The 12240-nt window shown below is 66.2% G+C and carries 12 protein-coding genes; 3 read left to right on the top strand and 9 right to left on the bottom strand.

The window, feature by feature from the left end:
* From VGB60_RS06025 to VGB60_RS05985, 9 genes are all read right to left on the bottom strand, one after another.
* A partial coding sequence (locus tag VGB60_RS06025; protein ID WP_331037360.1) for a hydantoinase/oxoprolinase N-terminal domain-containing protein occupies nt 1-1019 on the bottom strand: 1019 nt, incomplete at its 3' end.
* Nucleotides 1020-1227: 208 nt separating this feature from the next.
* A complete protein-coding gene (locus tag VGB60_RS06020; protein WP_331037359.1) occupies nt 1228-1413 on the bottom strand; it encodes a helix-hairpin-helix domain-containing protein in 186 nt (61 codons plus the stop codon).
* A gap of 156 nt (nt 1414-1569) precedes the next feature.
* Complete coding sequence (locus tag VGB60_RS06015) at nt 1570-2574, bottom strand: ATP-dependent DNA ligase (protein WP_331037358.1); 1005 nt, start codon at nt 2572-2574, stop codon at nt 1570-1572.
* A 69-nt stretch (nt 2575-2643) separates the two neighbouring features.
* The gene (locus tag VGB60_RS06010) at nt 2644-5643 is read right to left on the bottom strand and encodes a DEAD/DEAH box helicase (protein WP_331037357.1); all 3000 of its coding nucleotides are present in this window, start codon (nt 5641-5643) and stop codon (nt 2644-2646) included.
* A gap of 540 nt (nt 5644-6183) precedes the next feature.
* Nucleotides 6184-6564, bottom strand: coding sequence for a VOC family protein (locus tag VGB60_RS06005; protein ID WP_331037356.1), 381 nt, complete (start codon nt 6562-6564; stop codon nt 6184-6186).
* Nucleotides 6565-6792: 228 nt separating this feature from the next.
* Nucleotides 6793-7410, bottom strand: a complete 618-nt coding sequence (locus tag VGB60_RS06000) for a DUF1190 domain-containing protein (protein ID WP_331037355.1) — start codon at nt 7408-7410, stop codon at nt 6793-6795.
* An 8-nt stretch (nt 7411-7418) separates the two neighbouring features.
* Complete coding sequence (locus VGB60_RS05995) at nt 7419-7829, bottom strand: DUF350 domain-containing protein (protein ID WP_331037354.1); 411 nt, start codon at nt 7827-7829, stop codon at nt 7419-7421.
* Nucleotides 7830-7854: 25 nt separating this feature from the next.
* Nucleotides 7855-8502 carry a YjfK family protein gene (locus VGB60_RS05990; RefSeq protein ID WP_331037353.1) on the bottom strand — a complete coding sequence of 216 codons (648 nt, stop codon included), beginning with the start codon at nt 8500-8502 and terminating at the stop codon, nt 7855-7857.
* 9 nt (nt 8503-8511) lie between these two features.
* Entirely contained in the window at nt 8512-9555 is a 1044-nt protein-coding gene (locus VGB60_RS05985; protein WP_331037352.1) for a potassium channel protein, read from the bottom strand.
* Between the two features lie 332 nt (nt 9556-9887).
* Here VGB60_RS05985 and VGB60_RS05980 point away from each other — a divergent pair, with 332 nt between their 5' ends.
* From VGB60_RS05980 to VGB60_RS05970, 3 genes are all read left to right on the top strand, one after another.
* The gene (locus VGB60_RS05980; protein ID WP_331037351.1) at nt 9888-10334 is read left to right on the top strand and encodes a YjfI family protein; all 447 of its coding nucleotides are present in this window, start codon (nt 9888-9890) and stop codon (nt 10332-10334) included.
* A gap of 16 nt (nt 10335-10350) precedes the next feature.
* Nucleotides 10351-11094, top strand: coding sequence for a PspA/IM30 family protein (locus VGB60_RS05975; RefSeq protein ID WP_331037350.1), 744 nt, complete (start codon nt 10351-10353; stop codon nt 11092-11094).
* Nucleotides 11095-11098: 4 nt separating this feature from the next.
* Nucleotides 11099-12240 (top strand): glutathionylspermidine synthase family protein (locus tag VGB60_RS05970; protein ID WP_331037349.1); only part of this gene is annotated, 1142 nt, incomplete at its 3' end.

The following is a 12240-nucleotide window of genomic DNA, read 5'->3' as shown; positions in this document are numbered from 1 at the left end:
CCGTCGAACCGGCAGATCGAGCCCCCGCCCGCCGCGACCGTGTGAATGCTCAGCATCGGTGCGCGCAGACGTACGCCGGCCACCACCGCTTCAGACACCCGCTCGTAGTCGCCGGCGAAGTGGGATACGTCGGTCGAGGTGCCGCCCATGTCGAAGCCGATGACGCGGTCGAACCCGGCCGCCCTCGCCGTCTGCGCCATGCCGACCACGCCGCCCGCCGGTCCCGACAGGATGGCGTCCTTGCCGCGGAAGGCGCCGGCCGCCGTCAGTCCGCCGCTGGACTGCATGAACAGCAGCGGCGTCGCCTCGCCCAGATCGGCGCCGACCCGATCGACATAGGCGCGCAGGATCGGCGACAGATAGGCATCCGCCACGGTCGTGTCGCCGCGCCCGATCAGCTTGATCAGCGCCCCGACGTCGTGGCTGACCGAAATCTGTTCGAAGCCGACCTCGCAGGCGATCTCCGCCAGACGCGTTTCGTGGGCGGTGAAGCGCCAGCCGTGCATCAGGACGATGGCGACGGCGCGCAGACCGCTCGCAAGGGCCGCCGTCAGATCGGCCCGGGCGCGGTCTTCGTCCAGCGGCCGTTCGACCGTCCCGTCGGCGTGCACGCGCTCGTCGATCTCGAAGACACGATCATAGAGTTGGTCGTTCAGGACGATTCGCCGGGCGAAGATGTCGGGCCGGCTCTGCCAGCCTATGCGCAGGGCGTCGCCGAAGCCGCGGGTGATCGCCAGCAGCGTCGGCTCGCCCTTACGCTCCAGCAGGGCGTTTGTCGCCACGGTGGTGCCCATGCGAATGCTGTCGACCAGCCCGCGCGGCAGAGGCCCGGGACCGGCGCCGAGGATGCGCCGCACGCCCTCGACCGCGGCGTCGCCGTACTGTTCGGGGTTGTCGGACAGCAGCTTGCGCGTCTGCAACCGACCGTCAGGGGCGCGCGCGACGATGTCGGTGAAGGTGCCGCCCCGGTCGATCCAGAAGCGCCAGCCGGCGGAAGAGGCGGTCGGCGGCGCATTCATCTGTCGCTCTCCGGACCCGTGGCTGATTGGACCGAGCCTTTAGACTGCCACACCGGGCCCGCCAATCGTCGCCGTGGAAGTAGCAGCTTAATGGAGGAGGCCGTGGCGGTGCTTCAGTCCAGCGTTAGCTGTTTCCCCTCGTCGTCGGGCGAGCGCTGCAGGCGAGCTAAGTCCAGCCACGATGACCGTTCGGCTCAACTACAGGGCCTCATTCGACGTGAAGGCTACCCACCGCCTCATCCCACTTGCCGGCGAGCCCCGGCACCTCCTCAAGCTGACGTACCTCCTCGAATCCACCGCGGTCTTCGCGATAGCGTACGATCTCGAAGCCATGGCCGCGCAGGGCCGGAATTGCGTCAAGCTGCTCCGCGCTCGCGTGATTGAGGTTCAACATGTGCGCTTCCCGTTTGTGATGGGCGATGCTCGGCCGCCGTCCTCGTGGCGGGCGGGCAGGCTCTGCTTGATCAGCGTCCTGAGAGTCAGGCCCGCCTCGTGCTGCTGAGGAGGACGTCCACCGGAGAACGGGACGCAGGTTCCGCCGTTCCGACCGCTATTGCAGTAGCTGGTCCATCAGACATTGGCCCGGCGCCTTGTCGGGGCGGCGCCTGAGCAGCCGCGTGCCGTGGCGGAAGCGATCGTCAGACACCTGGTCAAAGCCGACCTCGACGACCAGCTCAGCCCGTAGCGGCTCCCAGGCCGCCGAGCGTTCCGTGCTCCAACGGCTCGGACCGCCCGGTGCACGCCCCGTGAATCCGGGGCCGCCTCGGAGAGCCTCAAGCTCGCTGGTCAGCGCCTCCTTGTCCACGCTTGCGAAGCCGGAGGTATGGCCGACGTGGTGAAGCAATCCGTCATCATCGTAGAGACCGAGCAGCAAGGAGCCGATGTCCCGTCCATCGGCGGCATAGCGAAAGCCGCCCACGACGCAGTCGGCTGTGCGCGCCCGCTTGACCTTGATCATCGCGCGTTGGCCCTGGAGGTAAACACCGTCCCGTGACTTGGCGACGATCCCTTCGAGCCGGCCGTCCGCCAGCCAGGTCTCGGCCAGATCACGGTCGTCGGTGCCCGGTGTCAGGGACATCTCAGGGGTTTCCCGCCCCGACAGGAATGCTTCAAGTCGAGCGTGCCTCTCTGTCCAGGGACGGTCCCGCAAATCAGTCCCGTCCGTGTCGATGAGCATGTCGAACAGAGCGAAGATGGCCGGAGTCTCGAGCGCCAGGCGTCTGATGCGACTTTCCGCAGGGTGGAGCCTCGCCTGCAGCACCTCGAACGAGAAGCTGTCGCCCTCCCGAGCCAGAAGTTCGCCGTCGAGACCGAAGCTCGGCTCGGGCAGTGCGGCCAGGCGCTCGACGACCTCGGGGAAGAACCTGTTCAAGGACTTGCCCGATTTGGCCACCAGCTCGACCCGTTCCCCCGCCTTGAAGGCGAGGCAGCGGAAGCCGTCCCATTTGGGTTCGAAGCGCCAACCCGGCCCGCTGGGGAGGGCAGGGCGAGCGAGGGCCTCCATTGGGGAAGCGTGAAGGATGGGCCCGGTCATTCCCAGCTGATCGGCGGCCAAATGGGTTCTCCGTGGTCATGGCGGCAGCGCGGTCCCCAAGGCGGCGGCTTTGGATGCACACGCATTCGATCAAGCTCCCGGCTGCTGAAGTCGCTCCAACAACTCCTCCGCCACCTGTGCGGCCGGTGCTTCGCCGTCCAACGGCGGCAGTATCAGCCGACCTCCTTTGATTTCGCCCTCTGCGGGGTTCGCGGTCGCGAGAGTCGAGTGGTCGGTTAGCGTTAGCGCCACGCCCTTGGGGCCGGCGATCAGGCGAGAAACCCCGGCTTCACGCGCCCTCATGCTGACGCGAGCAAGGTCGAGCAGGGTTACGACCTCGTCGGGCAACGAGCCGAAGCGGTCCTCGATCTCCTCGGCGAACTGAGACGCTTCGTCCAGGTCCCTCAGTCTCGCGAGCCTTGCGTACAGGCTGATCCGCACACCCGTGTCGGGAACATAGCTTTCGGGTATCAGCCCGCTGGCGCCGACATTGAGTTCAGGGGTCCAGGGCGCCTCTATCTCGCCACCCTGTGCGGAGCGGAGCGCCTGTGTCAGCAACTGCTGATACAGACCCAAGCCGATCGCCTGCAGATGCCCGGCCTGATCGTCGCCGGTGACGTCGCCGCCCCCACGAATGTCCAGATCACGCATGCTGATCGCGAGCCCGGCTCCCAGGCGATCGAAGGCCTCCAGCGTGGACAGCCGCGATCTCGTCGCGTCGGCTAACTCGGTCTCCGGGTCCGTGAACAGATAAACGAACCCTTGGCTGCGCCCGCGACCGACGCGTCCCCTTAGCTGATGAAGCTGTGCGAGCCCGAAGCGGTCTGCACGCCACACCAGCATCGTGTTGGCGCGAGGCACATCCAGACCGCTCTCGATGATGCTTGTGGCGACGAGGACATCGCCCTCGCCGTCGCCAAAGGACACCATGGCTTCGTCCACGGTCTCGGCTGGCAGGCCGCCATGGGCGACCACCACCCGAAGATCGGGCGTCAGCTCACGCAGGTCATTGGTGACGGCGTCGATATCCTCGATCCGCGGGACGACGACAAAGCTCTGACCGCCGCGTCGCCGCTCTCTTAAAAGGGCGGTGCGCAGGGTCGCCTTGTCGAATGGGGCAAGGAAGGTTCGGACCGGCCGGCGTCGTGACGGTGGCGTGGCGATGACGCTTACGTCCTCGATGCCAATCAGAGCGGTCTGCAAGGTGCGGGGGATGGGCGTCGCCGTCATGGTCAGGACGTGGCCATCGGAAGCCAGCTCCCTGAGCCGATCCTTGACCCGGCCGCCGAAGCGCTGTTCCTCGTCGATGATCACCAGGCCAAGGTCGCTGAAGGCAAGCTTCTCTGCAGCGACTGCGTGCGTGCCCACCACGATGCGGACGGAGCCATCGGCGACGCCATCCCGCACCACCTTGGCATCTTTCGCGGAGACGAGCCGGGACAGCTGTGCGACCTGGATCCCGGTTCCTTTGAACCGCTTCTCGAAGGTTGCGAAATGCTGGCGCGCCAGAACGGTCGTCGGCGCCACGACGGCAACCTGCTTGCCAGCCAGGGCGGCGGCCGCGGCGGCCCTCAACGCCACTTCCGTTTTGCCGAAACCCACGTCTCCGCAAATCAGCCGGTTCATCGGACGCCCCGAGGCCATGTCAGCGAGGACGGCCTCGATGGCGGCGGATTGATCCGGTGTTTCAGGGTACGGGAACCGCGCTGAAAAGCGGGCCAACTCCGCGACCGGCGGCTTGAGAGCCGGCGCGGCGGCGGTTTCCCGCGCTCTGGCGATCTCCATAAGGTGGGCCGCGGTCCGATCGATCTCTACACTGATCTCGGACCGGCGCTTGGCCCAGGCGTCTGTGTGCAGGCGGTCAAGGGTGACGCCGTGTTCGTCCGACCCGTAGCGCCAGATTTTGCCGAAATCCTCTACGGGCGCCAGAAGAGCCGCGCCTCCGTAGTACTCGAGTCTCAAGGCATCGCGCTCGAGCCCGTTGACCTCGATCCGATCAAGGCTACGCAGCACGCCAAGGCCGTGATCCTCGTGGATGACGACGTCGCCGATCCTCAGCTCTGGTTCCGTCAGCAGGGACGGGTTCGGGGCCGCGCCGCCGGTTGCGACACGACCGCCGAATACGTCAGCCGCAGCGACGACGGCGACCTTGGTTTGATGGTCCAGGTACCCCCCTTCGAGATCGAATTCGCCGACGTGCACTCGTCCAGGCGACCCGTCTCGCAAAGCCTGGAAGGACTCGGCTTGCGTCAACTCGGCGTCCAGGCTTCGCTTCAAGCGCCGCGTCACAAGTTTCGTCTCATGCGACAAGCCGGCGACCAGGACACGGAAGCCTTCGCTCAGGCGCATGCGCGCGAACTCAGACAGGTCGCGGACCGCGTCTCTCGATGTAGCGAAGCGAGGCGCCGCTTCCACGGCCGACGCGTCGAGATCAAGGCTGGGCAAGGCGTCGAGCCATCCGATCAATTCCGCCGCCGTGAGATACAGCGCATCTGGAGAGCTCGGTCGCTCACCGTCAGGGAACTGCGTACGGATCTCGTGCGCGTCGATCACCTGGGTTTCGAATGACGCCGCACGAGCATCGCTCTTCGGGTCACGCGCGACGGCGGGGTCGGTTAGCAACTCGCTGACCGACGTCAGCCTGCCGTAGAAGTTCGCGGCGCAATGCTCCAGGCCAAGAGCGCGTTCGTCTTGAGACGGCAAGATCAGTTCGGAGGCGGGCCCAAGATCCAGATCCTCGACGTCGGCGAGGGTGCGCTGCGTCAGCGGGTCATACGTCCTGATGGCGCTGATTCGGCCGTCGAGTATTGAGATCCGAAAGGGTGACGGCTCGGCGGCTGGGAAGATGTCGATGACCTCGCCGAGGAAGGCGATCTCCCCCGGCTCATCGACCCTGTCGTCCCTGATGTAGCCCGACGAGTCAGCGAAAACCTGCAAGCCCTCGAGATCCGCGACGTCGCCGACCGTAATCCGGAAAAGTGTGTCACGGATCACCTCGATGGGTGGTGTGCGCTGCATGAGCGCTTCGACCGAACCGATGACAAAGCGTTGCTTGCCGGCGGCTCCGATCAGGTGACGCAGGACGGCCAACCGTCGCCCCATCACCTCCCGCGAGGGAGATGACCGGTCGTATGGAAGGCAGTCCCAAGCCGGAAGCACCAGGACTTCAGCGGCCGGTGAGAATTGGCGAAGCGCTCGGCCGATCTCATCCGCCCGGCGTTCGCTCGACGCGACATAGAGGACTTCGTCCAGCTCTGAAGTTGCGAGGCAGGAGGCGATCCATGCGGTCGGGGGTTGGGTGATCGAGACCGGCGGTTCCGCGCTCGTCGCGGCCTGGTCTGGAAGCGGGCCGTCGCGAAAAGCTGCGTTTGACAAATGTCACCTCGGAACATGGTGCTTTCCAATCGCTGCGGCTCGTCGCGGTTCCTTCACAGCTAAGCGCGCGGCCGGCGCGACGGCGTTGGGCTCCGGCTCGTGAGAGACTGCTGTCCATCCCCAGGGTTGGGTCCGCTTCCGGCCGGAGCGGAGGTTCGACGGAACGTCATTGCGAGAGTCAGGCGCAGCCGCTCCTTCGTGACACAACCCCCACTTCCTCGCGTCCGAACACAGCCACTAGGGTGAAGCACCCGCTCAGGCTGACGGGATACGCCATGGGGGATGCCGGCGGTTCGTCCCCGCCGTGAAGATGCAGAGTTCATTGCCCGCAGGATCGTTGAGCCGCGCCTCTTGCCACAGCCAGGGCTCGTGTCGGGGCTCGGAGATGAAATTGATCCCGACGGATTTCAGCCGGCTGACCGCCTCGAGCAAATCAACCACCTCGAAATAGATGACGGGTCCCCCTGACGGCGCCACGTCCTGCAGATGAATCGAGAATGTCGCATCGCCCTCCGGCGCCTCGAAGCGGGCATATTCCTCCCGGGCGGACACGATCAGCCGGAACCCGAGCGCCGTATAGAAAGCGACGCTGGCTCCAAAGTCAGTCGCTCCGACAGTCACTTGGTTCAAGCGCATGGCGTCTCCAGTCCAGTGACGGCTGTTGTTCAACTTTGGCGGAAACCGGAAGTCTCAAGGCTCCGCCCTGCCAGGGATCGGTCGCGCCACAGGGGCCGAACGGCCCTTCAGCGCTCACGACTGCTCCTGATCTGCTTCCATGCACTCACGCGTCAGGCAAGACGCCGCTCGTCCGAGCGGGCCGGGAGCCGCCCTTCGGTCGGTGCGTCTTGGGCCGCCGGTGAGCGCTTAGCCGCCGTATCCGCGACCGCCACCGCCGAAGCCGCCCCTGGAAACGACGGTTGTGCGGCTTTGCACTCGCGTCGGAGCCTGCCGCGCGGCCGGCGTGTGGTCGCGGGCGTTGGTGATGTTGCGCCCGGTCCGGTAGTCGCGCGACAGGTAGCCGCCGCCGTAGCCGTTGGAATATTGGCCATTGCGGTCGCGGTAGAGCGGCCCGCCTCCGCGATAGCCCCCGCCGTTCATCAGCTGGCCGATGATGAAACCGGTCGCCAGCGGACCGAAGAAGGAGCCGCCGCCGGAGTTCAGCGGCCGGCACTGTTCGGGACCCCACTGGCCTTCGCATTCAGCTTGGGTCGCATAGCGGGGGCCGGAAGCATCGGCCTGCTGACCGGCGACGTTGGACGCGACCACGCACTCCTCGTCCGGAATGTCGTTGGCGGCGCGGCATTCGTCGAGCGAGGTGTAGGCGAGGACCGGCTCGGCCGCCGCCACGGGGATGCTGCTCTGGGGCGACCCGCAGGCCGACATGGAGAAGCCGACCGTGGCCATCAGGCTGGTGACCTGCAGGGTCCGCGAGCGCTTGAGGCTGCGCATGGTGGTGGTTTGGGGGAGGGCGTCTTCAGTCATGGTGCGCCTCAGGCCGTCATGCAGGCGGCGTTGAGCAGGCCGACGCCGAGAGAGATGGAAGCGAGGTAGACGCCGGCGGCGAGCTCACCCGCCTCGATCCGCTCGGCCAGGGCGCGATAGACGAGGCGGCTGACGACCATGAAAGAGACGATCTGGATCACCCCGGCGAGCAGGGCCCAGGCCGCGAACTCGGGCAGGCTCACAGTGTGCGACAGCGCGGAAGCCAGAGGCAGCACATAGCCGAGCAGCGCCCCACCCAGGGCCACCGCCGCGGCGACATTGCCTTGACGGATGAGGGCGCGCTCGTTGTAGGGGGTGACGAGCTGGTAGATGAACTTGAAGGCGGCGAAGAACAGCACCGCCGCCACGAAGGCGATGATGAAGGCCGTGGCGCCTGTCTGAAACGCGAACCAGTCCATTGCGAAGTCTTCCCCTCTGCTGCGCCTAGGCGCGGAACTCGGCCATTTCCAGTGGAATGCCGATCATGATCTCGTGCGTGGTCTCGCCGCCGTCGGGCTGCATCTCAAGCGCCAGCATGAGCTCACGCCCGTCCGACAGCTCCCGGGCGTACAGCATGCACGTCTGGAAGATTCTGGCGTAGGGAGCAACGGCGGCGCGGTCGTCGTAGATCGTTTCCCACAGGGTCACTGGAGGCTGGCGCGCGTCGCTCTCCGCGAACCACAGTCGGGGATAGACCGGCAGGTCCTCGGCGGCGCCGTCGAAGCTCGGCTCGGACAACCTGTCGGCCCAGAGACGGCGCTCCCGCTCACCCGGCGGGTAGGCCGAGGACCAGGGCGTGAAGAGCGTGAAGTCATAGGCCGCCTGACCCTCGGGATCGTCGCTCATGGCCTGCAGCATGACGTGATCGTCGGTGTAGAAGCGATGCACGAACTGGCCGCCCTCCAGGGTGATGAGCCCCTGGGCTGTGATCTCGAGCGCGTCCCTGTCCAGGGTGAATCGGGTCTCGTCGCCGAGCCGGCGCCAGGCCAAGGGGTCCAGCGACACCGTCCGCCCCACTGTGATGTTGCGCACCTGCGCGAGAGCAGGCGGCGGCGGCGTCTTGGCTCCTGAAGTGAACAAGCCCCTGAACATGGTGTTTCTCTATGCCGCCAGGCTGGTCGGGGCGAGTCTGGCCGCTGCGACGTAGAAAAGCCTGTCCCCGGCGTCGACCAGCCGGTCCATCGGCGGATTGAACGTCGGGGTCGTGTCGCGCGCGCTCTGGATCGCCAGCAGGGTCGCGCCCTGCTCGAGGAGGCTCCGAGCCAGTTCGCTGAACGCCCTCGGCCGCTCGGCCCCCCATGCCAGGCTGAACAGGGTCGCGCCTTCGTCAAGATGACTGGTCAGGGCGCTGATCACCTGGCTCGCACCCGGGTCCTTGCAGGCTCGGGCGACGAGCTGCGGCCCGGCGGACAGAATAACCTCGACCTCCGGGCAGTGCTGGTCGATCAGGCGAGCGTGGTCCTCGTCCTCGAAGTGGCAGACCACGTGCGCGGTCGGCGGTACCAGGGCGGCCGCGGCGAGGGTTGCGGACAGGGTGTCGGAATCAGAGTCGGTGAAGATGAGGACGCGGCTCGCCTGCGGCACGCCCGCCCGGGTCAGGGCGGCGGTCGAGGTGAGGCTCTCGGACTGGACGTAGCGGATGCGGCCGTCCAGATCGGTCAGGGTCTGTCGCGTCAGCAGCACCAGCGTCTGGTCCGGCGAGAGATCGGCGCAGAGCTCGTCGATCATCTTCGGCGTTCGCGCCGGGTGATAGCCGATCAGGACGATCGAGGCGGTCATCTTCGAATAGTCTCCCTTGCCGGCGCGTCTGAGGCGCCAAATGTCGCCGATGGCGCCGAGCACCTTGGCGACGACGGTGGTGAAGGCGGCGATCGCACCGGGGAAGACCCACAGTGCCGTGACAAGCCGGCCCGCCGCCGTCTGCGGGCTGAGGTCGCCGTAGCCCACGGTGTAGGCAGTGGTCGCGTACCAGTAGAGGAAGGCGCTGGCCTCCTGAAGTTTGCTCTCGCCCGCGACGGCGAGCAGCAGCCAGGTGACGGCCGCGTGCACGGCGATCAGCAGGACCAGCATGGTCCAGTGCAGATCGGCCATGGCGTGGAAGGCCCGATCGAACAGGCGCGCCAGTTTCATTCTCGGCAGCAGCATGTAGGCTCACGGTACGCCGGACGAACTGCCGGGCCATGACGAAGTCTTCGCAGACCCATGGCCCAAGTCAACCGTTCATGATACGCGTTACATGAAACATGCGTAACGAGCCCTCAAACCCCTTGTCCTCTCCCAACGATCGTATACGTGCTTGGCGTAAGGCCCGTCGTGAGGCGGGCATGATCAAGGTGGAGTTCTGGATACCCGACGTTGCGAAGGATGATGTGAGAGCGGCGGTTCACGCCATTGTCACCGAGTCCACGCGCGGACCCGCTCTGGTTCGTCGCCGGCGCCGGAGCCTTCTGATTCATCCTTCTGGAGTGAGACATCCCATGGACGCCGTCATCGAAACCGCCTGGACCGTGCCAGCCATCAAGGCGGCGCTCGACGAATCCGACCTGGTTCGGGAGGGCGAAATGACGCTCCGTGTCGTGGAAGGCGCCGAGCCGGTCCTGCTCGCCACGATGCACGAGTACGGCGACTTGCCGATCTATCTCAGTGTGGGCGGATCTCAGATCGTGGTCTCGGTGCTTCTCTGGCCGGTGGCGGAGCAGGCGGACGCCGCGCGGTTCAACGAATTCCTGCTGAAGGCCCAGCGCGTGGTGCCGCTCTCGAACTTCGCCATCACCTCGGTCTCTGGCGAGGACGTGTATGAGCTCATGGGCGAGCTTTCCTGCAAGACCACCCTGCAGACCATATTGATCGAGCTTCGCACCCTCGCCGAGAACGCTATCGACGCGACCGGCCTGCGCGAAACCTTCGGCGCCCAAGCCGCCTGAACCGGGAGACAGAACCATGTCCATGCTCGCCAAACTGTCCGCCCTGTTCCGCGGCACCGCCCATGAGGCCGGTCAGTCGGTTGTCGACGCCAATGCGCTGAAGATACTGGACCAGGAAATTCGGGACGCCGACAACGCACAGGGCAAGGCGCGCGACGACCTCGCCGGGCTCGTCGCGCGCCGCCGCATGGCGGAGACCGAGCTCAAGAGCTTCGGCGACCAGATCTCCAAGTACGAGAACTCGGCCCGCGCCGCGCTGTCGCAGGGCAAGACGGATCTTGCACGAGAAGTCGCGCAGCGGATTGCGGAGCTCGAGTCCGAGATCGGCACCCGCGGGCCGCTGATCGAGAACATGAAGGCCGCCGAGTCCCGCCTGCGGACCGCCATCGCCGCGACGGACCAGAAGATCGAGACGCTGCGTCGTGAGATCGACATCGTGAAGGTCAATGACAGCGTCCAGAAGGCCCAGACCTCCGTCGCCCTCCAGTCGGCCGGCGCCCATTCACGCATCGGCTCCGCGGCCGACAGCCTGCAGCGCATCAAGCAGCGCCAGGCCGTGAACGAGGAGAAGCTGCGTGCCGGCCAGGAGCTCGAGGACAAGCGCACCGGAGCCGACCTGGACGCCAAGCTCAAGGACGCCGGCATCCTGCCTGGCCAGGCGTCCGCCGACGATGTCCTGGCGCGGCTCACCGCTCAGGAGATCAAGGTGGTGACGCCGTTGATCGAGACCTCGGTCCCGGTGTCCAGAGACCCCGCCTAGGCCAATGGAAAGACTCAGGCTCGATCCGCGGCCCGACTGGCAGGGGCGCGCCGAAGCGGTCGGATTCACTTGGCACCACGATTCCGGCGAACGGTATTGGGACGAAAGCGCCGCCTACGCCTTCTCTATCGCCGAGATCGAAGACGGGCTCGAGGCGCCGACGGCCGAGCTCCACCAGATGTGCCTGAATCTGGTGGACGAGGCGGTCAGGTCCGAACGCCTCATGCAGCTGCTGGAAATTCCCGAGGCTTCGCGCGATTACGTCGCCGACAGCTGGGTCCGCGGCGAGCCTTCGCTCTATGGCCGGTTCGACTTCGCCTATGACGGCCAGGGCCCGGCGAAGCTTTATGAATACAACGCCGACACGCCGACGAGCGTGTTCGAGACGGCGGTCTTCCAATGGCTATGGTTGGAGGACCGCATCGCCGACGGCGCGCTGCCCGCGGACGCCGACCAGTTCAACAGCCTCCACGAAAAACTCGTGGAGCGCTTTCGCGCCATCTTCCCCGAAGGCGGCTTCGTCCACTTCAGCTCCGACCCCGATTTCGTCGAAGATCGGCAGACGGTGCGCTTTCTCGAAGATCTCGCGCGGCAGGCGGGCCTCGACCCGAAGTTCGTCGCGATCGACCAGATTGGCCTGAATGCGGACGGGCGGTTCGTGGACGACGAGAACTGGCTGATCCAGGCGATGTTCAAGCTCTACCCGTGGGAGCAGATGCTGCGTGACGACTACGCCGAGCCTTTGCCGAACGCGCAGGTGACGGTGCTTGAGCCGGCCTGGAAGTCGTTGCTGTCCAACAAGGGCCTGCTGCCGCTGCTCTGGGAGCGGCATGGCGGACATCCCAACCTTCTGCCGGCCTACTTCGAAAGCGACCCCGCTCATGGAGCATTAGGCGACGCTTACGTCCGCAAGCCCCTCTTCTCGAGAGAGGGCGCCAACGTCTCGATCGTCGAGGGGGCGTTGCGGGAAGAGGGGCTGGACGCAGGCTACGGCGACGGCAGTCATATCCGTCAGGCTCTGCATGCGCCGCCGATCTTCGATGGCCAGCATGTCATCGTCGGGTCCTGGGTCGTCGGCGATGAGCCGGCGGGAATCGCCTTGAGAGAAGACGTCGGCCGCATCACGCGCAATACGTCGCGCTTCGT

This window comes from Brevundimonas sp. (assembly GCF_036399195.1).
GTDB lineage: Bacteria > Pseudomonadota > Alphaproteobacteria > Caulobacterales > Caulobacteraceae > Brevundimonas.
The sequence above is the reverse complement of the archived record's forward strand: the minus strand, read 5'-3'. Positions and strand labels throughout refer to the sequence as shown.